This is a genomic window from Pseudomonas fluorescens NCIMB 11764 (assembly GCF_000293885.2).
GTDB classification, from domain to species: domain Bacteria; phylum Pseudomonadota; class Gammaproteobacteria; order Pseudomonadales; family Pseudomonadaceae; genus Aquipseudomonas; species Aquipseudomonas fluorescens_B.
The window spans coordinates 2,352,429-2,377,284 of the sequence record NZ_CP010945.1; the positions used below are offsets into that span (position 1 = coordinate 2,352,429).

A 24,856-nucleotide genomic window follows, 5' to 3' on the forward strand; every position below is an offset into this window, starting at 1 on the left:
TATACAGATAAGTCCTGATCACGATGGCCCTACTGCAGATCGCCGAACCCGGCCAAAGTCCTCAACCGCACCAGCGTCGTCTGGCTGTGGGGATCGACTTGGGCACTACCAATTCGCTGGTCGCTGCATTGCGCAGTGGTCTTTCCGAGCCCCTGGCCGACGCTGACGGGCAAGTCATCCTGCCGTCTGCCGTGCGCTATCACGCCGATCGCGTCGAAGTGGGCGAGTCCGCCAAGCTGGCTGCCGCTACCGATCCTTTGAACACCGTGCTGTCGGTCAAGCGCTTGATGGGTCGTGGTCTGTCCGACGTCAAGCAGTTGGGCGATCAACTGCCGTACCGCTTTGTCGGCGGCGAATCGCACATGCCGTTCATCGACACCATCCAGGGCCCGAAAAGCCCGGTCGAAGTCTCCGCCGATATCCTCAAGGTGCTGCGTCAGCGCGCTGAAGCGACCTTGGGTGGCGAGCTGGTCGGTGCGGTGATCACCGTCCCGGCCTATTTCGACGATGCTCAGCGTCAAGCCACCAAGGATGCGGCCAAGCTGGCCGGCCTGAACGTGCTGCGTTTGCTCAATGAGCCGACCGCTGCGGCGGTGGCCTACGGTCTGGATCAGCATGCTGAAGGCCTGGTTGCGATTTATGACCTGGGCGGCGGTACTTTCGATATTTCGATCCTGCGCCTGACCGGCGGTGTGTTCGAAGTGCTGGCCACCGGCGGCGACAGTGCCTTGGGCGGCGATGACTTTGACCACGCGATCGCTGGCTGGATCATCGAGAGCGCCGGTTTGTCCGCCGACCTCGACCCGGGTGCACAGCGCAACCTGCTGCAAACCGCTTGCGCGGCCAAAGAAGCGCTGACCAATGCTGCTGCCGTAGAAGTCGCTTATGGCGACTGGAAAGCCGAACTCACCCGCGAAGCCTTCAATGCGCTGATCGAGCCGATGGTCGCTCGCAGCCTGAAAGCCTGCCGCCGTGCAGTGCGAGATTCCGGCATCGAGCTGGAAGAAGTGCACGCTGTGGTCATGGTCGGCGGTTCGACCCGCGTACCTCGCGTTCGCGAGGCGGTCGCTGAAGCCTTTGGTCGCCAGCCGCTGACTGAAATCGATCCGGATCAAGTGGTGGCCATCGGTGCCGCGATCCAGGCCGATACGCTGGCCGGTAACAAACGCGATGGTGGCGAACTGTTGTTGCTTGACGTGATTCCGTTGTCCCTGGGGCTGGAAACCATGGGCGGCCTGATGGAGAAGGTGATTCCGCGCAACACCACCATCCCCGTCGCTCGTGCCCAGGACTTCACCACGTACAAAGATGGCCAGTCGGCCATGGCGATTCACGTATTGCAGGGCGAGCGCGAGCTGATCAGCGATTGCCGCTCCCTGGCGCGCTTCGAATTGCGCGGTATTCCGGCGATGGTGGCCGGTGCGGCGAAGATTCGTGTGACCTTCCAGGTCGATGCCGACGGTCTGCTCAGCGTGTCGGCCCGTGAATTGGGTTCGGGCGTTGAAGCCAGCATTCAGGTCAAGCCGTCCTACGGCCTGACCGACGGCGAAATCGCCAAGATGCTCAAGGATTCGTTCCAGCACGCCAATGACGACAAGGTCGCTCGCGTATTGCGGGAGCAGCAGGTTGATGCCCAGCGCCTGATCGAAGCGGTGCAAGCCGCCCTCGAGGCTGACGGCGAGCGTTTGCTCGACGCCGAAGAGCGCATGGTCATCGAGCTGCAGATGCAGGAACTGACCGAACTGATGAAAGGTACCGATGGTTACGCCATCGAGCAGCAGACCAAGCGTCTGTCGCAAGTGACCGATGCCTTTGCTGCCCGCCGCCTGGACTCGACGGTGAAAGCCGCGCTGGCGGGGCGCAACCTGAATGAAATCGAGGATAACTGATGCCGCAGGTCATTTTTCTGCCCCACGAGAAGTTCTGCCCGGAAGGCATGGTTGTCGAGGCTGAGCCCGGCATCTCCATTCTCGAGCTGGCCCATGAACACCACATCGAGATGGAAAGTGCCTGCGGTGGCGTCTGCGCCTGCACCACTTGTCACTGCATCATCCGCGAAGGTTTTGACTCGCTGGAAGAGGCTGATGAGCTGGAAGAAGACTTTCTTGATCGGGCCTGGGGTCTGGAAGCGCAATCGCGTCTAGGCTGTCAGGCGATCGTCGGGACTGAAGACCTGACTGTCGAAATTCCGAAATACTCGCTCAACCATGCCGCCGAAGCGCCGCACTGATTCAAGGAACTGTCATGAGTCTGAAATGGGTTGATGTGCTGGAAATCGCGATCCAGCTGGCTGAATCCAAGCCGGAAGTGGACCCGCGTTATGTGAACTTCGTCGATCTGCACAAATGGGTGCTGGCATTGCCGGAGTTCAGTGATGATCCGACACGCGGTGGCGAGAAGGTGCTTGAAGCCATTCAGGCCGCCTGGATCGAAGAAGCAGACTGAGTCTGCACCGTACGCAGTTAGGCAATACCCAAGAACCCGCGTATAATTCGCGGGTTTAATTTTTCACAAATTACCGTTTCTGGAGTTACACCATGGCTGTTCAACGTACTTTCTCCATCATCAAGCCTGACGCTGTTGCAAAAAACGTCATCGGCGAGATCACCACTCGTTTCGAAAAAGCAGGCCTGCGCGTTGTAGCTTCGAAACTGAAGCAACTGTCCAAAGCCGAAGCTGAAGGCTTCTACGCTGAGCACAGCGCTCGCGGTTTCTTCGGCGACCTGGTTGCTTTCATGATCTCCGGCCCGGTTGTCGTTCAGGTTCTGGAAGGCGAAAACGCTATCGCTCTGAACCGTGAGCTGATGGGCGCTACCAACCCTAAAGAAGCTGCTGCCGGCACCATCCGTGCTGACTTCGCTGATTCCATCGATGCCAACGCTGTACACGGCTCGGACTCCGAAGCCGCTGCTGCTCGCGAAATCTCGTACTTCTTCGCAGCTACTGAAGTAACCACTCGCTAAGCATTGGCTTAAGAGTGAAGGTGAATCCATGACTACATCGACTGTAAAAACCAACCTGCTGGGTCTGACTCAACAGGAAATGGAAAAATTCTTCGACTCGATCGGGGAGAAGCGTTTCCGTGCCGGTCAGGTAATGAAATGGATTCACCACCTTGGCGTCGATGATTTCGACGCCATGACGAACGTCAGCAAGGCCTTGCGTGACAAGCTCAAGGCTATTGCCGAAGTTCGCGGTCCTGAAGTCGTCAGCGAGGACATTTCCACCGACGGCACCCGTAAGTGGGTGGTGCGCGTGGCGTCCGGCAGCTGCGTCGAGACCGTTTACATTCCCCAGGGCAAACGCGGCACGTTGTGCGTTTCGTCCCAGGCAGGCTGTGCCCTGGATTGCAGCTTCTGCTCCACCGGCAAGCAAGGTTTCAACAGCAACCTCACCGCCGCCGAAGTCATCGGCCAGGTGTGGATTGCCAATAAATCGTTTGGCAGCATCCCGGCGACCGCCGACCGTGCCATCACCAACGTGGTGATGATGGGCATGGGCGAGCCGCTGCTGAACTTCGACAACGTCGTTGCGGCCATGCATCTGATGATGGACGACCTGGGCTACGGCATTTCCAAGCGCCGCGTGACCCTGTCGACCTCCGGCGTGGTGCCGATGATCGATGAGCTGTCCAAGCACATCGACGTCTCCCTGGCGTTGTCCCTGCACGCACCGAACGACGCATTGCGTAACCAATTGGTGCCGATCAACAAGAAATATCCGCTTAAGATGCTCCTCGAGTCGTGCCAGCGCTACATGTCGTCCCTGGGCGAAAAACGCGTGCTGACCATCGAGTACACCTTGCTCAAGGACATCAATGACAAGGTCGAGCACGCGGTCGAGATGATCGAGTTGCTCAAGAACATCCCGTGCAAGATCAACCTGATTCCGTTCAACCCGTTCCCGCATTCCGGTTACGAGCGCCCGAGCAACAACGCGATTCGCCGGTTCCAGGATCAGCTTCACCATGCAGGTTTCAATGTCACCGTACGCACTACCCGCGGTGAAGACATCGATGCCGCGTGTGGCCAATTGGTAGGGCAGGTGCTGGATCGCACCCGTCGCAGCGAACGTTATATTGCCGTGCGCGAGTTGAGCGCCGACAGCGATATGGCGCAAAACGCCGCGAAATAACTCAAGAGAGGATCTCTATGTCCCTGCGCTTCGCGCTGCTTGTGCTGTTGGCCAGTCTTTGTACTGGTTGCGTCCTGTCGGGCGATTTCAACCCGATGAAGACCAGCAAGGGCCGCGACGAAGCGCGTGTCGCCTATGTGCAACTGGGCCTGGGCTACTTGCAGCAGGGCATGACCGAACGCGCCAAGGTTCCACTGAAAAAGGCCTTGGAGCTGGACAGCTCGGACCCTGACGCCAACGCCGCTTTGGGTCTGGTGTTTCAGGCCGAGATGGAGCCGGAGCTGGCGGACGAGCATTTTCGCAAGGCGCTGTCCTCCCGTTCTGGCGATGCACGCATCCTGAATAATTACGGCAGTTTTCTTTTCGAGCAGAAACGTTACAAAGAGGCTTACGAGCGCTTCGAACAGGCCGCCGCCGATACCCTGTATCCTGAGCGTTCAAGGGTGTTCGAGAACCTGGGCATGACCGCTTCCAAGCTTGGCCAGCGTGATCTGGCCCGGCAGCAACTGGAAAAAGCCCTGCGTTTGAACCGCCAACAGCCACGTGCATTGCTGGAAATGGCTGAGTTGTCTTACGAAGACAGGCATTATGTGCCCGCGCGTGACTATTACGACCGTTTTAGCCTGCTCACCGAGCAAAATGCACGTAGTCTATTGCTCGGCGTTCGGCTGGCAAAAGTGTTCGAAGATCGCGACAAGGCCGCCAGTTTTGGCCTGCAACTAAAACGACTCTATCCCGGTACGCCGGAATATCAGCAATACTTGTCGGAGCAATGATGAAAGCGGCGCATCCCGAAGTTGTAGCAGCGAATCGCGTTAACCCCGGTGAGACTTTGCGCCAGGCCCGCGAAAGCAATGGCTGGTCGCTGGCCGAAGTGGCCCTCAAGCTCAACCTCACCGTCAATTCCCTGAGCAATCTTGAAGCCGGCGCTTTCGACAAGCTGCCTGGGCATACCTTTGCCCGTGGTTATATTCGCGCCTATGCCAAATTGCTGGGCATGGACCAGACCGTTCTGGTTCAGCAGTTCGACCAATCCACCGGCACCGACTCCCAGGGCAGCAACGTCCATAGCCTGGGCCGCATCGAAGAACCTGTCCGCGTTTCCCACACCATTTTGCGAATCGTCAGCCTGTTGCTGCTGATTGCGGTGATCGGTGGTGGTTTTGTCTGGTGGCAGGATCAGACCTCCTTGCGCAGCAAAGAGCAGGTCAGCCTGAGCCCGGAACACGTTGAAGTCGAAGGCGCCGACGGCACCACCCAGATCCATCCGCTGGACGAGCCGGAAGACCAGGCTGTCGTGGAAGGTCAGGCGCAAGGCACGACGTCGCTGGCATTGCCGCAAGTCGAGAATTCCACTGAAGCAACAGCCGAACCTGAAGCCATTGCGCCAGCAACTGCTCCAACCGCACCGGTTGCCCCGGCCCCCGCGGCACCGGCGCACAGCACCGCGCCGGTTGTCTCGACGCCGGTAGCGCCAGCTCCGACGGCACCTGTGGTATCGACCCCGCCTGCGAGCGCTTCGGTCACGCCGACCATTCCCGCTCCTGCGGCGGCTGCTCCAGCTGCCGGCCAGGGTCAGGTTCAACTGCAATTCACTGCCGATTGCTGGACCCAGGTTACCGACGGCACTGGCAAAGTGCTGCTCAGTGGTCTCAAGCGTAAAGGCGAAAACGTTACCGTCAGCGGCAAGCCGCCGTTTGCCGTGCGCTTGGGCTTCGCCCGTGGCGCGCAGGTCAGCTACAACGGGCAGGTGGTCGATGTCGCTCCGTTCACCAGTGGCGAGACTGCTCGCCTGAAGTTGGGTCAATAAGTCATGCACGGCGAATCTCCAATCAAGCGTCGCGAATCCCGGAAAATCTGGGTCGGTAACGTGCCTGTTGGCGGCGATGCGCCCATCGCTGTGCAGAGCATGACCAACAGCGACACCAATGACGTCGCCGCCACCGTGGCCCAGATCAATCGTCTGGAAGCCGCTGGTGTCGATATCGTGCGGGTTTCCGTGCCGGACATGGACGCCGCCGAAGCCTTCGGCAAGATCAAGCAACTGGTCAAAGTGCCGCTGGTGGCCGACATTCACTTCGACTACAAGATCGCGCTGCGCGTCGCCGAACTGGGCGTTGACTGCTTGCGGATCAACCCGGGCAACATCGGTCGTGAAGACCGCGTGCGTGCGGTGGTCGATGCCGCCCGTGACCGCGGGATTCCGATCCGCATCGGCGTCAACGCCGGTTCCCTGGAAAAAGACCTGCAAAAGAAATACGGCGAGCCGACCCCGGCCGCGCTGGTCGAGTCCGCCCTGCGTCACGTCGAACACCTTGAACGCCTGAACTTCCAGGACTTCAAGGTCAGCGTGAAAGCCTCCGACGTGTTCATGGCCGTCGCCGCTTACCGCTTGCTGGCCAAGGAAATCGTCCAGCCGCTGCACCTGGGCATCACCGAAGCCGGTGGTTTGCGTTCCGGCACGGTGAAATCTGCCGTGGGCCTCGGTATGCTGCTCGCCGAAGGGATTGGCGATACTATCCGCATCTCGTTGGCGGCCGACCCGGTCGAGGAAGTGAAAGTCGGCTACGACATTCTCAAATCCCTGCACCTGCGTTCCCGTGGCATCAACTTCATCGCCTGCCCGAGCTGCTCGCGGCAGAACTTCGATGTGGTCAAAACCATGAACGAGCTGGAAGGGCGCCTCGAAGACTTGCTGGTGCCGCTGGATGTCGCGGTCATCGGATGCGTGGTCAACGGGCCGGGCGAAGCCAAGGAAGCCCATATCGGCTTGACCGGCGGCACGCCAAACCTGATTTACATCGACGGCAAGCCGTCGCAGAAACTGACGAATGACAATCTGGTGGATGAGCTCGAACGCTTGATCCGCCAGAAAGCGGCCGAAAAGGTCGAAGCCGACGCTGCCGTTATTGCGCGTGGCTGAGCCTGACTAAAGAGCCGGACAAATTTAAGGATTGATAGTGAGCAAGTCTCTGCAAGCCATACGTGGCATGAACGACATCCTGCCCGAACAGACTCCCCTGTGGCGTCATTTCGAGGGCACCGTTTCGCGTCTGCTGGATAACTACGGTTACAAGCAGATCCGCATGCCGATCGTCGAGTTCACCGAGCTGTTCAAGCGCTCGATCGGCGAAGTGACGGACATCGTCGAAAAAGAGATGTACACCTTCGAAGACCGCAACGGCGATTCGCTGACCCTGCGTCCCGAAGGCACGGCGGCCTGCGTGCGTGCGGTGCTCGAGCACGGCATCACCGGCGGTGGCCAGGTGCAGAAACTCTGGTACATCGGCCCGATGTTCCGCCACGAACGTCCGCAGAAAGGCCGTTATCGCCAGTTCCACCAGATCGGTGTCGAGGTGTTCAACCTCGACGGTCCGGACATCGACGCCGAGCTGATCGTGCTGACCTGGCGCCTGTGGGGCGAGCTGGGTATCCGTGATGCAGTCAAGCTCGAGCTCAACAGCCTGGGCACCAGCGAATCCCGCGGTCGTTATCGCGAAGCGCTGGTCGAGTTCCTGTCCGCTCACCTGGACAAGCTCGACGAAGACAGTCAGCGCCGTCTAAAGACCAACCCGCTGCGGGTTCTGGACACCAAGAACGCCGACACTCAAGCGATCCTGGTCGACGCGCCAAAAATGGCCGACTACCTCGATGACGAATCCCGCGTGCACTTCGAGGGGCTCAAGGCTCGCCTGGACGCCGCCGGCATTCCTTATGTGATCAACCCGAAGCTGGTTCGCGGGCTGGATTACTACAGCAAGACCGTTTTCGAATGGGTCACCGACAAGTTGGGCGCTCAAGGCACCGTGTGTGCCGGCGGTCGTTACGACGGTCTGGTGGAGCAGATGGGCGGCAAGCCGACCCCGGGCGTCGGTTTCGCCATGGGCATCGAGCGCCTCGTGCTGCTGCTGGAAACCCTGGAGCAGATCCCGGAAGAGATCTCCCGTCAGGTCGACGTCTATCTTTGCGCATTCGGCGAGGCTGCCGAGTTGGCTGCGCTGACGTTGAGCGAAAAGGTTCGCGATCAATTGCCCAACCTGCGCCTGCAGATCAATGCCGGCGCCGGCAGCTTCAAAAGCCAGTTCAAGAAGGCCGACAAGAGCGGTGCGCTGTACGCGCTGATCCTCGGTGACGACGAAATGGCCCAGCAAGTGGTAGGTTTCAAACCCCTGCGTGGCCAGGGCGAACAACAAAGCATTGCCTGGGATGCGCTTGCTGCACACCTGGCCACCTGCGTCGTGCAGGGTTGAAGCTGTCAAACAGCCGATTTAGCGATTAAGGAGTATTGGGGTGTCGAGTACCGAAGACGAACAGCTGGCGGATTTTAAGGACTGGTGGTCACGCAACGGCAAGCCCCTGGTCACTGGCGGCCTGTTGGCGCTGGTCATCGTGTTCGGCTGGCAGGCCTATCACAAGTATCAGAGCAATCAGTCGCAAAGCGCCTCGATTCTCTATCAGCAATTGCTCGAAACCACGCTGACGCCTGACGGCAAGCCTGACGCCGCCCGTGTTTCGGACCTGGCCGGCAAGCTTAACAGCGAGTTCGGCGGCACCGCCTACGCGCAGTACGGCAGCCTGTTCGTGGCGAAAGTCGCGGTCGACAGCGGCAAGCTGGACGACGCTGCCACCGAGCTGAAAGCCATCGTTGCCAAACCGGCCAACCCGGCACTGGGTGAAATCGCCCGTCAGCGCCTGGCGCAGGTACTGGCCGCGCAGAACAAGGCCGATGAAGCCCTGAAACTGCTCGAAGGCGATGCCGATAAAGCATTCCTCGCCACTCGCGAAGAACTCAAGGGCGACCTGCTGGTGCAGTTGGGTCGTACCGATGAAGCGAACGCTGCGTATCAAAAAGCCAAGGCGGCACTGTCGGATGAAGCGGCAGTCGGTGGCCTACAAATCAAGCTGGACGATCTGGCCAAAGGGGATGCGTGACGTGATCCGTTGGAAACATGCAGCATTGCTGGCTCTGGCCGTATTGGCCGCGGGTTGCAGCAGCAACAGCAAAAAAGAATTGCCGCCTGCCGAGCTGGTCGACTTCAAAGAAGAAGTGGTCCTGCAAAAGCAGTGGAGTCGTTCGATCGGTGACGGTCAGGGCGAAACCTACAACATGCTGGTTCCGGCGATCGATGGCGATACCATCTATGCCGCCGACGTCACCGGCGTGGTGATGGCGATGGATCGCAGCAATGGCGACGTCAAATGGAAGAAAGACCTCGAACTGCCTGTTTCCGGCGCCGTTGGCGTGGGTTACGGCTTGCTCGTGATCGGTACGACCAAGGGCGAAATCGTTGCCATGGACGCTACCAACGGTGAAGAGAAATGGCGCGCTCGCGTGTCCAGCGAAGTCCTCGCACCGCCGGCCAACAACGGTGACGTGGTGGTGGTCCAGACTCAGGACGACCGTCTGATCGGTCTGGATGCCGCTACCGGCAACCAGCGCTGGTTGTATGACAGCACGCCTGCCGTCCTGACCCTGCGTGGCACCAGTGCGCCGATCGTCACCAACCGCCTCGCGGTGGCTGGTTTGTCGACCGGTAAAGTGGTCGCGCTCGATATCTCCAACGGCGTGCCGGTGTGGGAACAGCGGGTAGCGATTCCACAAGGTCGTTCGGAGCTGGAGCGTGTTGTCGATATCGACGGTGGCTTGCTGCTGTCCGGCGGTACGCTGTATGTCGCCAGTTATCAGGGTCGCGTTGCGGCACTGGACCTGGAAAGCGGGCGTCAACTCTGGCAGCGTGATGCTTCCAGCTACGCCGGCGTGGCCCAGGGTTTCGGCACTGTTTATGTGAGCCTGTCTTCGGGCACCGTTGAAGGCGTCGACGAGCGTTCCACCACGGCTTTGTGGAGCAACGATTCGCTGGCTCGCCGTCAACTGTCGGCTCCGGAAGTGTTCTCCAGCTATGTTGCGGTCGGTGACATGGAAGGCTACGTGCACCTGCTGAGCCAGGTGGACGGTCGCTTTGTTGGCCGCGAGCGCATCGACAGCGACGGCCTGCGTGCCCGTCCGCTGGTGGTGGGTGACACGATTTATCTGTATGGCAACAGCGGCAAACTGGAAGCCCTGACCATCAAGTAAGGACTATGCTTGGGGTTTAACCCCCAAGCGGCCCCGTTCTGCGGGGCTCGCAGCGTTTTCAAACGCTGCCCCGAGCACCAGCCGCTGCCTCGCAGCGGCTTTTGTATTTTCTGAAATAACGAAGTGGAGAGCCGCATGGTTCCCGTAATCGCCCTGGTGGGCCGACCGAACGTCGGCAAGTCCACCTTGTTCAACCGCCTGACCAGGACTCGCGACGCCATCGTCGGCGACTTGTCCGGTCTGACCCGTGATCGCCAATACGGTGAGGCCAAGTGGCAAGGGCGTTCCTACATTCTGGTCGACACCGGCGGTATCTCCGGTGACGAGCACGGTATGGACGAAAAAATGGCCGAGCAGTCGCTGCTGGCCATTGAAGAAGCCGATGTCGTTCTGTTCCTGGTAGATGCCAAGGCCGGTTTCACCGCCGCCGACCAGATGATCGCCGAGCATTTGCGCAAACGTAACAAGCGTTCCTACGTGGTTGCCAACAAGGTCGACAATATCGACCCTGAAATGGCCCGCGCCGAATTCGCTCCGTTGGGCATGGGCCACGCGATCCCGATCGCCGGTGCTCATGGTCGTGGCATCACCCAGATGCTGGAAATCGCCCTGAGCGATTTCCCGAAAGACGAAGAAGAACCGGAAGACGGCGAAGAAGAGATCGTTGCCGAAGGCGAGGAAGCCAAGCGCATTCCTGGCCCGAGCGAAAAAGACGGGATCAAGATCGCCATCATCGGCCGCCCGAACGTCGGCAAGTCGACCCTGGTCAACCGCATGCTCGGTGAAGACCGGGTGATCGTGTATGACCAGCCCGGCACCACCCGCGACAGTATCTACATCCCGTTCGAACGTAACGACGAGAAGTACACGCTGATCGACACCGCCGGTGTGCGCAAGCGCGGCAAGATCCACGAAGAAGTCGAAAAATTCTCCGTGGTCAAAACCCTGCAGGCGATCAAAGACGCCAACGTGGTGATCTTCGTGATGGACGCCCGCGAAGGCGTGGTGGATCACGACCTGAACCTGCTGGGCTTTGCCATCGAATCGGGTCGTGCGCTGGTGATCGCGATCAACAAGTGGGACGGCATGACGCCGAGCGAGCGTGACTTCGTGAAGGTCGAGCTGCAACGTCGACTGTTCTTCGTTGACTACGCCGACATCCACTTCATCTCGGCCCTGCACGGCACTGGCGTGGGCAACCTCTACGCTTCCGTACAGAACTCGTTCAAGTCCGCGGTCACCCGCTGGCCGACCAACCGCCTGACCCAGATCCTGGAAGATGCGGTCGGTGAGCACGCGCCACCGATGGTCAACAACCGCCGGATCAAGCTGCGTTACGCCCACTTGGGTGGCGCGAACCCGCCGATCATCGTGATTCACGGTAACCAGATCGAGAAGGTGCCGAAGTCTTACGTTCGTTATCTGGAAAACACTTACCGTCGTGTTTTGAAGCTGGTCGGTACGCCGATCCGCATCGAGTTCAAGGGCGGCGAGAACCCGTACGAAGGCAACAAGAACTCGCTGACAGACCGTCAGGTCAACAAGAAGCGTCGCTTGATGTCGCACCACAAGAAGGCCGACAAGAAGCGCCGCGACAAGCGTTGATTTGCAGCCCTCACACACATCTCGTGTGCGGGGCTTGTTGTGGCGAGGGAGCTTGCTCCCGCTCGGCTGCGCAGCAGTCGCAAAACCAGCCGACGCGTTCTCTCTCTGAACGATCTCGGTTGCAGATAGTGGGACCGCTTTGCGGTCCAGCGGGAGCAAGCTCCCTCGCCACAGGTAATGCGGTGATGTTGAGAAAGAAGGGTGCCGTTTGGCGCCCTTTTTTTATGGGCGCCGTTTGGGCTATCCTCGGGCTCTCCCGCGCCGCCGTTAGAGCCGGGTGTAGAGCAGGGAATCACCGATGATCACCAGTAAGCTGCCGAATGTCGGCATCACTATCTTCACGCAGATGTCTCAGCTCGCGGCGCAAACCGGGGCGATCAACCTGTCCCAGGGTTTTCCCGATTTCGATGCACCCAAGGGCCTGTGCGATGCGGTCGGTCGGCATGTTGCCAATGGCCATAACCAGTATTCGCCGATGACCGGCCTGCCGGCGCTGCGTCAGCAAGTGACAGCGAAAATCGCTCGCAGCTATGGCGTCAATGTCGATGCCGACAACGAAGTGACCATCACACCCGGCGCCACCCAGGCGATCTTCTGCGCGATTCAGGCGGTGATCCACAGCGGCGACGAAGTGATCGTGTTCGATCCGTGCTACGACAGTTACGAGCCGTCGGTGGAGCTGGCCGGTGGTCGTTGCGTGCATGTGCAGCTCGGGGTGAATGATTTCTCCATCGACTTCCAGAAACTGGCCGAGGCCATTACGCCGCGCACGCGGATGATTGTGCTGAACGCTCCGCACAACCCGAGTGGCGCACTGATCAGCCGTGCCGAACTGGATCAGTTGGCGGATCTGATTCGTGATCGCGACATCTACCTCGTCAGCGACGAAGTTTATGAACACCTGGTGTTCGACGGTGTACCTCACGTCAGCGTGCTGAACCACGAAGAGCTGTATCAGCGAGCCTTTGTGGTCAGCTCGTTCGGCAAGACCTATCACGTCACCGGCTGGAAAACCGGCTACGTGGTTGCACCGCCGGCCCTCACAGCGGAACTGCGCAAGGTGCACCAGTACGTCAGTTTCTGCGGCGTGACCCCGCTGCAATTTGCCTTGGCCGATTTCATGGCCGAGCACCCGGAGCATGTCGAAGAGCTGCCGGCTTTTTATCAGGCCAAGCGCGACCTGTTCTGCGACTTGCTGACGCCATCGCGCTTCAGTTTTACCCGCGTGACCGGCACCTATTTCCAGTTGGTCGATTACTCGCAGATCCGCCCGGACCTCAACGACGTCGAGATGGCGCTGTGGATGACCCGCGAACACGGTGTGGCGAGCATCCCGATCTCGGTGTTCTACCAGACGCCACCCGAAGGCCAGCGCCTGGTGCGTCTGTGCTTTGCCAAGCGTGAGGAGACCCTGCGTGAAGCAGCGGAAAAATTATGCGTGATCTGAGTGCACTGCCGAATTTGAACATTGCGCTGGTCCAGACGACCCTGGCCTGGCATGACCGCCAGGCCAACCTGGAGCATTTCGAACAACTGCTGGAACAGGCTCGCGGTGCTGACCTGATCATCCTGCCGGAGATGTTCACCACCGGTTTCTCCATGGAATCCGAGACGCTCGCCGAGCCGGAAAACGGTCCTGCGAGCAAATGGTTGCGCGCCCAGGCTGCGCAACTCGATGCGGTGATCACCGGCAGCGTCATCATTCAGGCCGCTGATGGCAGTCATCGCAATCGCCTGTTGTGGGCACGGCCGGACGGTGAAGTCTGGCACTACGACAAGCGTCACCTGTTCCGCATGGCGGGCGAGCACAATCACTACACGCCGGGCGAGCGCCAGGTGCAGTTCGAACTCAAAGGCTGGCGTGTGCGGCCGCTGATTTGCTACGACTTGCGCTTTCCAGTGTGGAGCCGCGATGCCCAGGACACTGACCTGTTGCTGTACACCGCGAATTGGCCGGGCGCGCGGCGTCAGCACTGGAACCGTTTGTTGCCGGCACGGGCGATCGAAAACCTTTGCTATGTGGCCGCAGTGAATCGCATCGGGACTGACGGAAAAGGCTTCGCGTATACCGGTGACAGTCAGGTGCTCGATTTCCAGGGCGAGACGTTGCTCAGTGCCGGCGAAGCCGATGGCGTGTTTCAAGTGGTTCTGAATGCCGCCGACCTTCAGGCTTATCGCACGCGCTTTCCGGCGAATCTGGATGCTGACACGTTTGAGTTCACCTGATCGGATAGGTCTTGATGATTTATGAGTGCAGATTTTTCCAGCCTGGCCGATAGCAAGGTCAACCAAGGAGGAGTGACCCATGATCAACGTGAGCACCATCACTATTAACGCGTACGCTGTGTCGTCGCCGAACGTCGCGACCGGTCAACCTGACGAACGCAAGCTGGTCCCGGTTGAAGACGCGACTGGCGAGGATGGCAAGCTGCGCGTCAACAGTGCCGGAGCCAACATTGATTCGGTCGGCAGCGCCAGCGACCCGGTTACCGCGTTGAAAAAGCAGATCGAAGAAACGCAAAAATTGCTGGCCGAACAGCAAGCTCAACTGGCGAGTGCGCAGAAGAGTCAGGACAACGAGCAGGAGGCGCAGCAGGTGATGGAAATCCAGAACCAGATCGCCGTGACCAGCAGCAACTTGCAGGTGCTGCAGGCGGCGTTGTTGCAGGCGATGTTTAGCGTTGATACTCATGCCTGACATTGTTGTTGCCTGAGCGGCCCCCATCGCGGGCTTGCTCGCGAAGAGGCCATAACAGGCAACACAAAAACAGCAGGCAAAAAAAGGCCCCGAGGTTTACACCCCGGGGCCTTTTGCATTTCAGCGAATGCTTACGCCGCTTTCGCTTCCGGCTGGCTCAACGAGCGGTTCAGCGCGCTGAACAGGGCCTTGAAGCTGGCGGTGGTGATGTTTTCATCGATGCCGACGCCATGCACGGCACGTTCACCGTTCACTCGCAGCTCGATGTAGGCCGCTGCCTTGGCGTTGGTGCCCGCGCCGATCGCGTGTTCGTTGTAGTCCATGATTTCCACCGGAATCGGCAGGCCGGCCACCAGCGCTTCCAGCGCGCCGTTGCCCTTGCCGCGCCAGTGCAGGTTGGTTTCGCCCTGGCCTTTGCCGGAGACTTCCACTTCCACTGCGCTGTGACCGTTTTCTTCCTGCAGGCGATGGCTGACCAGCGCGTACGGGGTATTGGCCTGCAAGTACTCGCTGTGCAGCAACGCGTGGATTTGCTGGGCGGTCATTTCGAGACCCAGGCGATCGGTTTCACGCTGCACGACCTGGCTGAACTCGATCTGCATGCGACGCGGCAAGCTGATGCCGTATTCCTGTTCCAGCAGGTAAGCGATACCGCCCTTGCCCGACTGGCTGTTGACGCGGATCACGGCCTCGTAGCTGCGGCCGATGTCGGCCGGGTCGATCGGCAAGTACGGCACTTCCCACAGGGCGTCCGGTTTCTGCTGGGCGAAGCCCTTGCGGATGGCGTCCTGGTGCGAGCCGGAGAACGCGGTGTGAACCAGGTCGCCGACGTACGGGTGGCGCGGGTGCACCTGGATCTGGTTGCACTCTTCGACGACTTTGCGCACGCCGTCGATGTCGGAGAAGTCCAGCTCAGGGTGAATGCCCTGGGTGTACAGGTTCAATGCCACGGTCACGAGATCGACGTTGCCGGTACGCTCGCCGTTGCCGAACAGGCAGCCTTCGACACGATCCGCGCCAGCCATCAGGCCCAGCTCGGTGGCGGCCACGCCAGTGCCACGGTCGTTGTGGGTGTGCAGGCTGATGATCACGCTGTCACGACGGTTGATATGACGGCCGAACCACTCGATCTGGTCGGCGTAGATGTTCGGGGTCGCGCATTCGACAGTGGCTGGCAGGTTGAGGATCACCTTGTGCTCAGGCGTCGGGTTCCAGACGTCGATCACCGCGTCGCAGACTTCCTTGGCGAACTCCAGTTCGGTGGCGCTGAAGGTTTCCGGCGAGTATTCGAAAGTCCACTGCGTGTCCGGCTGAAGGGCGGCGTATTTGACGAACAGCTTGGCAGCGTTGACCGCGATGGCCTTGATCCCGTCCTTGTCCTGGTTGAAGACAATGCGGCGGAAGGAAGGGGAGGTCGCGTTGTACAGGTGAACGATGGCTTTCTTCGCTCCACGGAGGGATTCGAAGGTGCGCTCGATCAGGTCTTCACGGCCCTGGGTCAGCACCTGAATGGTGGTGTCGTCCGGGATGTGGTTGCCTTCGATCAGGGTGCGCACGAAGTCGAAGTCGGTTTGCGACGCCGCCGGGAAGGACGCTTCGATTTCTTTCACGCCGACCTGCACCAGGGTTTTCCAGAAACGCAGCTTCTTGACCGCGTCCATCGGCTCGATCAGCGACTGGTTGCCGTCGCGAAGGTCGGAGCTGCACCAGATCGGCGCGGCGGTGATGGTCTTCGACGGCCAGGTGCGGTCCGGAATGTCGATGGTCGGGAACGCGCGGTATTTCGAAGACGGGTCTTTGAGCATGCTCATCGGGAAATCCTTATTGTGTGGGCCGAAAAAAGGCGGCCTGCCGGTGGATCAAATGTTCTTGGGGAAAAGCGTAAGACGAGGCGCCGCAATTCAGCCCGGCAGTCGTGCACTGACGAGGCACAGGCTGCGGTGCTGGCGAAGCTGAATGAGGGTGTGAGAGGTTTTCATGCCTTCAACCCTAACCGCGAGGGTGAAGGATGGCAAGCAGTCGAAAAAAATTGAGAGGAATACTCGAATGGAGAGATTTATCGAGATTTTATTGCGGCGAAAGAGCGCGATTGTGTGGATGTTTGCGTGGGGGTTGAGGGATGCGCAATTGAGGACGTTGGACTGTGTCGATTCCAATTGCGCGATTTATCCAGCGGCGATTCGGCAACTATGAGGCCGTCTTCGCGGGCTTGCTCGCGAAGAGGCCAGTCACCTCACAAATGCCTTAAGGCTGAAAAGCGCCAATGAAAATCGCCGGATCCACCCGCGCATCATTCAGGCTGACATTCCAGTGCATATGCGGCCCGGTCGCCCGCCCGGTGGCGCCAACCTTCCCGACCACGGCGCCACGCGCCAATTGCTGGCCAACCTTCACATCGATTTTCGACATGTGGCAGAACATGCTGATAAAGCCCTGCCCATGGTCGACAAATACCGTGTTGCCATTAAAGAAGTAGTTACCGATCAGAATCACCTTGCCCGCGGCCGGGGTCTTGATCGGTGTGCCAGCGCCTACGGCGAAGTCCAGGCCCGAGTGTGGATTGCGCTCTTCACCATTGAAGAAGCGGCGCACACCGAACTTGCTCGACAGCGGGCCGTTGACCGGTTTGTCCAGCAGCAGGTTGCTCGGGGTATTCGGGCTGAACGTGCGGTACGCGGCGATCTGCTCCGCCAGTTCGCGCTCGATGCGCTTGAGATTGTCCGGGTCCGGATTGACCTGTTGAGTGTTTTTCAAAGTGATGCGTTGTTCCGGATACTTCTTGTTGCCGACGGTGAAACTCAACGTGCGACCGCCGCTGCTGACCTGCTGTGTGCCCGGCTTGACCGTCAACGGCACACCGACAATCGCCAGCCAATTGTTCTGCTCCTTGACCACCAACACCGGTTTGCCTTGATAACTGGCTTTCGGCGCCTGGGCAGCGCTGCCCAGATCCAAGACCGCCACGCCGCCCGGCACCGGTTTGTTCAACAGGCGGGTGATGTAGCTGTCGGCGTGGGCGTTAAAGGTCAGGCACAGCAACAGCAGTGGAGCTAAAAAACGCGGCATGGATCAATCCAGTAAAGAAAGGGTGACGGGCGTCAGGTGATTGTCTTCGACCCGCACTTGCAGTTCGCCTTCGCCCAGTTTGGCTTTCAGGCGCTGGCCGTTGTGGGTTTGCGCGGCGTTGCGGATCGCATTGCCGCGCTCGTCGAGCAAAATGCTGTAGCCACGGCCGAGGGTCGCCAGCGGGCTAACCACGTGCAGCGTCTGCACCTGACTTTGCAGTTGCAGACGACGGGATTTGAGGCCTTCGCGGATGGCCCGGGGCAGACGTTCGGCGAGGCTGTCGAGACGCTGGCGCAGCATTGCCAGTTGGCGCCCCGGATGTTGCGCCGCGAGGCGGGTCTCCAGGCGGATCAAGCGTTCGCGACGGGTATTGAGGCTGCGTTCGAAGGCGCGGCGCATGCGCATGTCCAGATCATCCAGCCGTTGCGCCTGCTGGCGCAGGCGTTCGCCGGGATGACGCAAGCGGCGAGAGATGCCTTCAAGGCGCAGGCGATCACGCATCAGGCGGTCGCGCATGCGCATCACCAGCCGTCGATGCAGGCTCTCGACCCGACGCACCAGGTCGCTGGAATCCGGCGCCAGCAGCTCAGCGGCGGCGGAAGGGGTCGGGGCGCGAACGTCGGCGACGAAGTCGCTGATCGAGACATCGGTTTCATGGCCGACGGCGCTGACAATCGGCGTCACGCAAGCGTCCACGGCGCGGGCCACGGCTTCTTCGTTGAAACACCACAGGTCTTCCAGCGAGCCGCCGCCACGGGCCAGGATCAATGCATCGAAACCACGGGCGTCCGCCAGTTTCAGCGCACGGACAATCTGCGCCGTCGCTTCGCGGCCCTGCACCGCGGTGGGGATCAGTGTCAGCTGCACCTGCGGCGCACGGCGGCGGAACACGCTGATGATGTCGCGGATCACTGCGCCGGTCGGTGAACTGATGATGCCAATGCGCTGCGGATGCGCCGGCAGCGGTACTTTGCGTTCGGCGCTGAACAGGCCTTCGGCGCTGAGTTTTTCTTTCAAGGCATCGAACGCCAGGCGCAGCGCGCCATCACCGGCCGGTTCGACGGTGTCGAGGATCAGTTGATAGTCGCCACGCCCTTCGAACAGCGAAACCTTGCCGCGCACCTTGACCGCCAGGCCGTCCTTCAGCGCCTGACGAACCCGTGCCGCGTTCTGCCGGAACAATGCGCAACGCACCTGGGCACCGCTGTCCTTGAGGGTGAAATACACGTGGCCGGACGCCGGACGGGCGAGGTTGGAGATTTCGCCTTCGACCCAGATATTGCTGAACACGTCTTCGAGCAACACCCGCGCGCGGCCGTTGAGCTGGCTGACAGTCAGGACTTCACGGTCCAGGCCGAGTCTTGCAAAGGGATCTTTAATCATGGGGCGCAGTTTAAAGGCATTCGCATGCGAATCTCCATGAGCCAACGCAAATCCCCCTGTGGGAGCGGGCTTGCTCGCGAAAGCGGTTTAACATTCAACCTTCATGTCGACTGACACATCACCTTCGCGAGCAAGCCCGCCCCCACAATGATCTGTGCAGGTGTTGATGAAGTGTTGAACCAGCGTCGTCGGATTCTGCCGCCAGGCGAGGGCGACGGTGCTCTGGCAATCCGGGTCGGCCAAGGGCAGGAAATGAATGTCGGGTGGCGCAATGTCCTGCATCGACTCCGGCAGCAGGGCGATGCCGAACCCGGCCTGAATCAACTGCAGTTGCGTGGTTTTGCGCGACACCACTCGGGCCGCTTTTGGAAAGAAACCCTGACGCATGCACAGCTCGGCGGACAAATAACTCAGCCCGCCGCGTTGGGGATGGGGAATAGAGATAAACGCCTCATCCTTCAGTTGCGCCAGGTCGATGCCCTGAGCGGACTTATCCACAGCCAGCCGGTGATTGGGCGGAACGGCCAGCAGCAATCGTTCGTTGTACAAAGGAACAATCTGCACGCCTTCACGTTGGCGCAACACCGGCAGGCGCAGCAGCCCGACATCAAGCCGGTTGTCGGCCAACGCTTCAAGTTGCGCTTCGGAAGACAGCTTGGCGATGTCCATGGACACACCGACATGCTGGCTCAAATAGTCGCTGATGCCTCGCAGCAGACGGCCACTCATGGGGACGGTGCTGGAATGGCTTAGGCGCAAGGTGCCGAGTTCTCCATTGCCGACCTGGGTGGCCATCTCGCTGGCTTTGGCCAATTCGTTCAGCAGGTTTCTGGCCCGGGGCAGGAAGGCTTCACCGGCGGCCGTCAGTCGAGGCTGGCGTGCAGTGCGCTCGAACAAGGGTGTTTGCAGGCGGGTTTCCATGTCCTTTATTTGCCGGCTCAACGCTGGCTGCGCAACAAACAAACGTTCAGCGGCTGCACTGAAACTCCCGCACTCGGCGATCTCCACGAAGTAACGCAATTGACGGGTTGAAAGCATGAGGCATGCCTTTTTGAGATGAGAGAGGGGCTTTGAAGATATTAGTCGCAAGGCTCCGCGCTGGCTAAAGTCATCACAAGTATTTAATGAAGGCGTGCCGATGAACGCGTTTGAGTTGTTGCACCAATGGCCATTTGGCGCGACGGATTGGCTGGTGATCGGGTTGGGCATTGCCCTGGCTTACATCGTGTTTGGCATTGCCGGGTTCGGTACCGCACTGGTGGCCGGGCCGATTCTGATTCTGTTCATGCCGCTATCGAAGATCGTGCCGTTGCTGGTGCTACTGGATTTTGTCGCGGCGTTCGGCAATCTGCTGCCCTCGCGACGGGATGTGGCCAAGCCGGAACTGCTGCGGCTGCTGCCGTGCATGGCGGTGGGTTGCACGGTGGGTGTGATCTTTCTGCTGAACCTGAAATCCGATCTGTTGTTGCTGTTGATGGGGGTGTTTATCAGCGCCTATGCGGTTTACAGCCTGTGGGTCAAAACCCGCCCGACGCAGTTGTCGGCAGGTTGGGCGGTGCCGATGGGCACGGTCGGCGGGATGTTCGGTGCGCTGTTTGGCAGTGGCGGCTTTTTATATGCGATCTATTTGAACAGTCGGTTACCAAAAGACGCGGCGCGGGCGACCCAAAGCGCTCTGATCAGTTGCAGCACCGTGGTGCGCCTGAGCCTGTTTGCTGTCGCGGGTGTGTACGCCGAGCTACCCTTGTTGATGTTGGCGCTGTGTTTGTTGCCGGCCATGGCGTTGGGGCTGTGGATTGGCCGGCGGCTGACCATGAGATTGTCCCGCGAGGCATTCGTGCGGCTGGTGACCTGGTTGGTGCTGGCCAGCGGGATTGCGCTGGTCGGCCGGTATTTGAGTACTTGACCGGATTTCGTCAGGGATTAAGCTGCCCGCCGCTCCGACGCCTTCGCGGGCAAACCCGCTCCCACAGTGAGCGGGGTGAACATGATTGTTATGTCCGCGAAGGCGTCAAACGGTACGCCGCAGACCCCCCATTTCGACGCAGCAGGCTTGCACCCATGAATTCGCAAAGCATCATCGTCCCTAAAATCTCCACGCTGCCGGTGCACGAACCCCGGGCAAGGGCGGTCGTGCGGTGGCTGGTGCGCAAGAACATCGTCAAGGAAGAGCTGACCACCTGCGGCCGAACCGGCAACCGCATGGGCCACGCGATCGCTGACGGTGCCCGTGCCGTGGTCCTGCACCCGGAAGCATTGCCGTTCGGCGAGCCGATCAATGGCCTCGAGATCATTACCAAACGCTGCATCTACACGCCGGCCAAGGGTTTCCTTGAGGAAGCGGGCTGCGCCGAATGCCGCAAGGAAGTCGGCGAAGCGCTGTTCGAAAGCCTGGAAGACTGGATGCCGGGGCGCACCGATAACTTCACCTGCCCGGAGTGCGGGCATGAAGACGACATCAACGGCTTTCTTTTCCTGCAGGAGTGCGGCTTTTCCAACCTGGGATTCATTTTCAACAACTGGGCCGAGGCGGGGTTCAAGCAGAGCTTCATCGATGAGTTCGCCGATTGGCTGGATCAACCGGTCAGTTGGGTGAAAGTCGAGTTGTAGGCGGCGACAATCCCCGTATATCAGTAATGCCAATAATAGACAGAGTTTTACATTGAACCCGAGGGGGTGTCTGACTATAATGGCGCGCTTCCATTTTCCCGCTCGGGAGCCCCCGCGATGCTGCGTATCAGCCAAGAAGCTCTGACATTCGACGACATTCTACTAGTGCCTGGTTATTCCGAGGTGCTTCCTAACGAAGTCAGTCTCAAGACCCGCCTTACCCGTGGCATCGAGCTGAATATTCCTCTGGTTTCTGCCGCCATGGACACCGTTACTGAAGCCCGTCTGGCAATTGCCATGGCTCAGGAAGGTGGCATCGGTATCATCCACAAGAACATGACCATCGAGCAGCAAGCTGCCGAAGTGCGCAAGGTCAAGAAGTTCGAAGCCGGCGTGGTCAAGGACCCGATCACCATCGAGGCTGACGCCACGGTTCGTGATCTGTTCGAACTGACCCGCATGCACAACATCTCCGGCGTTCCGGTACTGCACGATGGCGACCTGGTCGGCATCGTCACTTCCCGTGACGTGCGCTTCGAAACCCGTCTGGAAGCCACCGTACGTGAAGTGATGACGCCTAAAGAGCGTCTGGTCACCGTCCGCGAAGGCGCCAACAAGAACGAAGTCCGCGAGTTGCTGCACAAGCACCGCCTGGAAAAAGTCCTGATCGTCGACGACAAATTCGCCCTCAAAGGCATGATGACCGTCAAAGACATCGAGAAAGCCAAGGCTTACCCGCTGGCCAGCAAGGACGATCAAGGTCGTCTGCGTGTTGGCGCTGCGGTCGGCACCGGTAAAGACACCGGTGACCGCGTCGCTGCACTGGTCAATGCCGGCGTTGACGTGGTGGTGGTCGACACCGCACACGGTCACTCCAAAGGCGTGATCGACCGCGTTCGTTGGGTCAAACAGAATTTCCCTGAAGTGCAGGTCATCGGCGGCAACATCGCCACCGGCGCTGCCGCCAAGGCCCTGGCCGAAGCTGGCGCCGACGCCGTCAAGGTCGGTATCGGCCCTGGCTCGATCTGCACCACCCGCATCGTCGCCGGTGTCGGCGTCCCGCAAATCAGTGCCATCGCCAACGTCGCCGCTGCCCTTGAAGGCACTGGCGTTCCGTTGATCGCCGACGGCGGCATCCGTTTCTCCGGTGACCTGTCCAAGGCCATCGTTGCCGGTGCTTCCTGCGTGATGATGGGCTCGATGTTCGCCGGTACTGAAGAAGCGCCGGGCGAGATCGAACTGTTCCAGGGTCGTTCGTACAAGGCTTACCGCGGCATGGGTTCGCTGGGCGCCATGTCCCAGGCCCAGGGTTCCTCCGACCGTTACTTCCAGGACTCCTCCGCGGGTGCCGAGAAGCTGGTTCCGGAAGGCATCGAAGGGCGTGTTCCTTACAAGGGCTCCCTGAGCGCCATCATCCATCAACTGATGGGCGGCCTGCGTTCCTCGATGGGCTACACCGGCAGTGCCGACATCGAAGAGATGCGCACCAAGCCTGAGTTCGTGCGGATCACCGGCGCTGGCATGGCCGAGTCCCACGTCCACGACGTGCAGATCACCAAAGAAGCGCCAAACTACCGCGTAGGTTGAGGCTTCAAGCAAAACGTTAAGTAACCCGGGGCTGTTCGATTCAGCCCCGAGTTGTTTCTGAATCACGACTGTTTCTGAATTACTTAGACGAGACTGAATCATGGCCCTCGACATTCACGCTCACCGCATCCTGATCCTCGATTTCGGTTCCCAGTACACCCAGCTGATTGCCCGCCGCGTGCGTGAAATCGGCGTGTACTGCGAACTGCATCCGTTCGACATGGATGAAGAAGCGATTCGCGAATTCGCTCCAAAAGGCGTCATTCTCGCCGGCGGCCCCGAGTCCGTGCACGTCGCCGACAGTCCGCGCTGCCCGCAAGCCGTATTTGACCTGGGCGTACCGGTCTTCGGTATCTGCTACGGCATGCAGACCATGGCTGAACAGCTGGGTGGCAAGGTTGAAGGTTCCGAACTGCGTGAGTTCGGTTACGCTCGCGTTGACGTGGTCGGCAAGAGCCGCCTGCTCGACGGCATCGAAGACCATATCGACGCCGACGGCCTGTTCGGCCTCGACGTGTGGATGAGCCACGGTGACAAAGTCACCCGGATGCCAGAGGAATTCCACATCCTGGCCAGCACCCCGAGCTGCCCGATTGCCGGCATGTTCGACGACGCTCGCGGCTACTACGGCGTGCAGTTCCACCCGGAAGTGACCCACACCAAACAGGGCGGTCGCATCCTCTCGCGCTTCATCCTCGACATCTGCGGTTGCGAAGCGCTGTGGACGCCGTCGAAGATTGCTGAAGACGCCATCGCTCAGGTTCGCGCCCAGGTCGGCACCGACAACGTCCTGCTCGGCCTGTCCGGCGGTGTGGACTCCTCGGTGGTTGCCGCGCTGCTGCACAAAGCCATCGGCGACCAGTTGACCTGCGTCTTCGTCGACAACGGCCTGCTGCGTCTGCATGAAGGCGAGCAAGTGATGGCCATGTTCGCCGAGAACATGGGCGTCAAGGTGATCCGCGCCAACGCTGAAGACCAGTTCCTGAACAACCTGGCCGGCGAAAGCGATCCAGAGAAAAAGCGCAAGATCATCGGTCGTACCTTCATCGACGTCTTCGATGCCCAGTCCAACAAACTGGACAACATCAAGTACCTCGCCCAAGGCACTATCTACCCGGACGTGATCGAGTCGGCTGGCGCGAAAAGCGGCAAGGCCCACGTGATCAAGTCGCACCACAACGTGGGCGGCCTGCCGGAAGAAATGAACCTCAAGCTGGTTGAACCCCTGCGCGAGCTGTTCAAGGACGAAGTCCGTCGTCTGGGCCTGGAACTCGGCCTGCCGTACGACATGGTCTACCGTCACCCGTTCCCGGGCCCGGGCCTGGGCGTGCGGATCCTCGGTGAAGTGAAGAAGGAATACGCCGACCTGCTGCGTCGCGCCGACCACATCTTCATCGAAGAACTGCGCAAGGCCGACTGGTACCACAAAGTCAGCCAGGCGTTCGTGGTGTTCCAGCCGGTGAAGTCGGTTGGCGTTGTAGGCGATGGCCGTCGTTACGCCTGGGTCGTGGCCCTGCGTGCCGTGGAAACCATCGACTTCATGACCGCGCGTTGGGCGCACCTGCCTTACGAACTGCTGGAAACCGTCAGCGGCCGCATCATCAATGAAATCGAAGGCATCTCCCGCGTCACCTACGACGTGTCGAGCAAGCCGCCGGCGACGATTGAGTGGGAATGATCCCGGTCTGATTGATCGT

Annotated in this window: 23 protein-coding genes; 19 read left to right on the forward strand and 4 right to left on the reverse strand. The window is 60.0% G+C overall.

The window, feature by feature from the left end:
- The first annotated feature begins 23 nt into the window (after positions 1–23).
- The 15 genes from hscA to B723_RS10750 all read left to right on the forward strand — a co-directional run bounded on the left by hscA (position 24) and on the right by B723_RS10750 (position 14,513).
- Positions 24–1,889 carry a Fe-S protein assembly chaperone HscA gene (gene hscA, locus B723_RS10680; protein ID WP_017340316.1) on the forward strand — a complete coding sequence of 622 codons (1,866 nt, stop codon included), beginning with the start codon at positions 24–26 and terminating at the stop codon, positions 1,887–1,889.
- The gene (fdx, locus tag B723_RS10685) at positions 1,889–2,230 is read left to right on the forward strand and encodes an ISC system 2Fe-2S type ferredoxin (RefSeq protein WP_008014719.1); all 342 of its coding nucleotides are present in this window, start codon (positions 1,889–1,891) and stop codon (positions 2,228–2,230) included. The genes hscA and fdx overlap by 1 nt, the downstream gene beginning before the upstream one ends.
- 14 nt (positions 2,231–2,244) lie before the next feature.
- On the forward strand, positions 2,245–2,445 hold the full coding sequence (gene iscX, locus B723_RS10690) for a Fe-S cluster assembly protein IscX (protein WP_017340315.1): 201 nt from the start codon (positions 2,245–2,247) through the stop codon (positions 2,443–2,445).
- A 92-nt stretch (positions 2,446–2,537) separates the two neighbouring features.
- A complete protein-coding gene (ndk, locus tag B723_RS10695) occupies positions 2,538–2,963 on the forward strand; it encodes a nucleoside-diphosphate kinase (RefSeq protein ID WP_007916882.1) in 426 nt (141 codons plus the stop codon).
- Between the two features lie 28 nt (positions 2,964–2,991).
- Entirely contained in the window at positions 2,992–4,134 is a 1,143-nt protein-coding gene (gene rlmN / locus B723_RS10700; protein ID WP_017340314.1) for a 23S rRNA (adenine(2503)-C(2))-methyltransferase RlmN, read from the forward strand.
- Positions 4,135–4,151: 17 nt separating this feature from the next.
- Positions 4,152–4,910, forward strand: coding sequence for a type IV pilus biogenesis/stability protein PilW (gene pilW, locus B723_RS10705; RefSeq protein WP_017340313.1), 759 nt, complete (start codon positions 4,152–4,154; stop codon positions 4,908–4,910).
- Positions 4,910–5,944 carry a RodZ domain-containing protein gene (locus tag B723_RS10710; RefSeq protein WP_017340312.1) on the forward strand — a complete coding sequence of 345 codons (1,035 nt, stop codon included), beginning with the start codon at positions 4,910–4,912 and terminating at the stop codon, positions 5,942–5,944. The genes pilW and B723_RS10710 overlap by 1 nt, the downstream gene beginning before the upstream one ends.
- Before the next feature lie 3 nt (positions 5,945–5,947).
- On the forward strand, positions 5,948–7,057 hold the full coding sequence (gene ispG / locus B723_RS10715; protein WP_007903603.1) for a flavodoxin-dependent (E)-4-hydroxy-3-methylbut-2-enyl-diphosphate synthase: 1,110 nt from the start codon (positions 5,948–5,950) through the stop codon (positions 7,055–7,057).
- 37 nt (positions 7,058–7,094) lie between these two features.
- Entirely contained in the window at positions 7,095–8,384 is a 1,290-nt protein-coding gene (gene hisS, locus B723_RS10720; RefSeq protein ID WP_008042422.1) for a histidine--tRNA ligase, read from the forward strand.
- 40 nt (positions 8,385–8,424) lie between these two features.
- Positions 8,425–9,066 carry a tetratricopeptide repeat protein gene (locus B723_RS10725; RefSeq protein WP_017340311.1) on the forward strand — a complete coding sequence of 214 codons (642 nt, stop codon included), beginning with the start codon at positions 8,425–8,427 and terminating at the stop codon, positions 9,064–9,066.
- Entirely contained in the window at positions 9,059–10,210 is a 1,152-nt protein-coding gene (gene bamB / locus B723_RS10730) for an outer membrane protein assembly factor BamB (RefSeq protein WP_017340310.1), read from the forward strand. The genes B723_RS10725 and bamB overlap by 8 nt, the downstream gene beginning before the upstream one ends.
- A 135-nt stretch (positions 10,211–10,345) precedes the next feature.
- On the forward strand, positions 10,346–11,815 hold the full coding sequence (gene der / locus B723_RS10735) for a ribosome biogenesis GTPase Der (protein ID WP_017340309.1): 1,470 nt from the start codon (positions 10,346–10,348) through the stop codon (positions 11,813–11,815).
- Between the two features lie 298 nt (positions 11,816–12,113).
- Positions 12,114–13,262 (forward strand): pyridoxal phosphate-dependent aminotransferase, encoded by a 1,149-nt coding sequence (locus B723_RS10740; RefSeq protein WP_017340308.1) that lies wholly within the window; start codon positions 12,114–12,116, stop codon positions 13,260–13,262.
- Entirely contained in the window at positions 13,250–14,041 is a 792-nt protein-coding gene (locus B723_RS10745; RefSeq protein ID WP_017340307.1) for an amidohydrolase, read from the forward strand. Before B723_RS10740 ends, B723_RS10745 begins: the two co-directional genes overlap by 13 nt.
- Before the next feature lie 79 nt (positions 14,042–14,120).
- Complete coding sequence (locus B723_RS10750) at positions 14,121–14,513, forward strand: hypothetical protein (protein WP_017340306.1); 393 nt, start codon at positions 14,121–14,123, stop codon at positions 14,511–14,513.
- Between the two features lie 131 nt (positions 14,514–14,644).
- Here the strand turns inward: B723_RS10750 and leuA are convergent, their stop codons facing one another.
- The 4 genes from leuA to B723_RS10775 all read right to left on the reverse strand — a co-directional run bounded on the left by leuA (position 14,645) and on the right by B723_RS10775 (position 20,000).
- Positions 14,645–16,324 (reverse strand): 2-isopropylmalate synthase, encoded by a 1,680-nt coding sequence (leuA, locus tag B723_RS10755; protein ID WP_017340305.1) that lies wholly within the window; start codon positions 16,322–16,324, stop codon positions 14,645–14,647.
- 433 nt (positions 16,325–16,757) lie between these two features.
- Positions 16,758–17,579, reverse strand: a complete 822-nt coding sequence (locus tag B723_RS10765; protein WP_017340303.1) for a M23 family metallopeptidase — start codon at positions 17,577–17,579, stop codon at positions 16,758–16,760.
- 3 nt (positions 17,580–17,582) lie between these two features.
- A complete protein-coding gene (xseA, locus tag B723_RS10770; RefSeq protein WP_017340302.1) occupies positions 17,583–18,962 on the reverse strand; it encodes an exodeoxyribonuclease VII large subunit in 1,380 nt (459 codons plus the stop codon).
- Between the two features lie 87 nt (positions 18,963–19,049).
- A complete protein-coding gene (locus tag B723_RS10775) occupies positions 19,050–20,000 on the reverse strand; it encodes a LysR family transcriptional regulator (protein ID WP_017340301.1) in 951 nt (316 codons plus the stop codon).
- A gap of 100 nt (positions 20,001–20,100) precedes the next feature.
- Here B723_RS10775 and B723_RS10780 point away from each other — a divergent pair, with 100 nt between their 5' ends.
- The 4 genes from B723_RS10780 to guaA all read left to right on the forward strand — a co-directional run bounded on the left by B723_RS10780 (position 20,101) and on the right by guaA (position 24,837).
- The gene (locus tag B723_RS10780; RefSeq protein WP_017340300.1) at positions 20,101–20,868 is read left to right on the forward strand and encodes a sulfite exporter TauE/SafE family protein; all 768 of its coding nucleotides are present in this window, start codon (positions 20,101–20,103) and stop codon (positions 20,866–20,868) included.
- A 155-nt stretch (positions 20,869–21,023) separates the two neighbouring features.
- Positions 21,024–21,572 carry a hypothetical protein gene (locus B723_RS10785; RefSeq protein ID WP_017340299.1) on the forward strand — a complete coding sequence of 183 codons (549 nt, stop codon included), beginning with the start codon at positions 21,024–21,026 and terminating at the stop codon, positions 21,570–21,572.
- Positions 21,573–21,689: 117 nt separating this feature from the next.
- On the forward strand, positions 21,690–23,159 hold the full coding sequence (gene guaB / locus B723_RS10790) for an IMP dehydrogenase (protein WP_017340298.1): 1,470 nt from the start codon (positions 21,690–21,692) through the stop codon (positions 23,157–23,159).
- A gap of 100 nt (positions 23,160–23,259) precedes the next feature.
- Positions 23,260–24,837 carry a glutamine-hydrolyzing GMP synthase gene (gene guaA / locus B723_RS10795; protein ID WP_017340297.1) on the forward strand — a complete coding sequence of 526 codons (1,578 nt, stop codon included), beginning with the start codon at positions 23,260–23,262 and terminating at the stop codon, positions 24,835–24,837.
- Positions 24,838–24,856 lie beyond the last annotated feature (19 nt).

Excerpts from the sequence above, each read along its gene's own strand:
- hscA (WP_017340316.1), top strand. The coding sequence starts at position 24 with ATGGCCCTACTGCAGATCGCCGAACCCGGCCAAAGTCCTCAACCGCAC.
- B723_RS10750 (WP_017340306.1), top strand. The coding sequence starts at position 14,121 with ATGATCAACGTGAGCACCATCACTATTAACGCGTACGCTGTGTCGTCG.
- fdx (WP_008014719.1), top strand. The coding sequence starts at position 1,889 with ATGCCGCAGGTCATTTTTCTGCCCCACGAGAAGTTCTGCCCGGAAGGC.
- der (WP_017340309.1), top strand. The coding sequence starts at position 10,346 with ATGGTTCCCGTAATCGCCCTGGTGGGCCGACCGAACGTCGGCAAGTCC.
- xseA (WP_017340302.1), bottom strand. The coding sequence starts at position 18,962 with ATGATTAAAGATCCCTTTGCAAGACTCGGCCTGGACCGTGAAGTCCTG.
- B723_RS10710 (WP_017340312.1), top strand. The coding sequence starts at position 4,910 with ATGAAAGCGGCGCATCCCGAAGTTGTAGCAGCGAATCGCGTTAACCCC.
- guaA (WP_017340297.1), top strand. The coding sequence starts at position 23,260 with ATGGCCCTCGACATTCACGCTCACCGCATCCTGATCCTCGATTTCGGT.
- B723_RS10765 (WP_017340303.1), bottom strand. The coding sequence starts at position 17,579 with ATGCCGCGTTTTTTAGCTCCACTGCTGTTGCTGTGCCTGACCTTTAAC.
- rlmN (WP_017340314.1), top strand. The coding sequence starts at position 2,992 with ATGACTACATCGACTGTAAAAACCAACCTGCTGGGTCTGACTCAACAG.
- bamB (WP_017340310.1), top strand. The coding sequence starts at position 9,059 with ATGCGTGACGTGATCCGTTGGAAACATGCAGCATTGCTGGCTCTGGCC.
- iscX (WP_017340315.1), top strand. The coding sequence starts at position 2,245 with ATGAGTCTGAAATGGGTTGATGTGCTGGAAATCGCGATCCAGCTGGCT.
- B723_RS10745 (WP_017340307.1), top strand. The coding sequence starts at position 13,250 with ATGCGTGATCTGAGTGCACTGCCGAATTTGAACATTGCGCTGGTCCAG.
- B723_RS10780 (WP_017340300.1), top strand. The coding sequence starts at position 20,101 with ATGAACGCGTTTGAGTTGTTGCACCAATGGCCATTTGGCGCGACGGAT.
- B723_RS10775 (WP_017340301.1), bottom strand. The coding sequence starts at position 20,000 with ATGCTTTCAACCCGTCAATTGCGTTACTTCGTGGAGATCGCCGAGTGC.
- B723_RS10740 (WP_017340308.1), top strand. The coding sequence starts at position 12,114 with ATGATCACCAGTAAGCTGCCGAATGTCGGCATCACTATCTTCACGCAG.
- ispG (WP_007903603.1), top strand. The coding sequence starts at position 5,948 with ATGCACGGCGAATCTCCAATCAAGCGTCGCGAATCCCGGAAAATCTGG.
- guaB (WP_017340298.1), top strand. The coding sequence starts at position 21,690 with ATGCTGCGTATCAGCCAAGAAGCTCTGACATTCGACGACATTCTACTA.
- leuA (WP_017340305.1), bottom strand. The coding sequence starts at position 16,324 with ATGAGCATGCTCAAAGACCCGTCTTCGAAATACCGCGCGTTCCCGACC.
- B723_RS10785 (WP_017340299.1), top strand. The coding sequence starts at position 21,024 with ATGAATTCGCAAAGCATCATCGTCCCTAAAATCTCCACGCTGCCGGTG.
- ndk (WP_007916882.1), top strand. The coding sequence starts at position 2,538 with ATGGCTGTTCAACGTACTTTCTCCATCATCAAGCCTGACGCTGTTGCA.
- pilW (WP_017340313.1), top strand. The coding sequence starts at position 4,152 with ATGTCCCTGCGCTTCGCGCTGCTTGTGCTGTTGGCCAGTCTTTGTACT.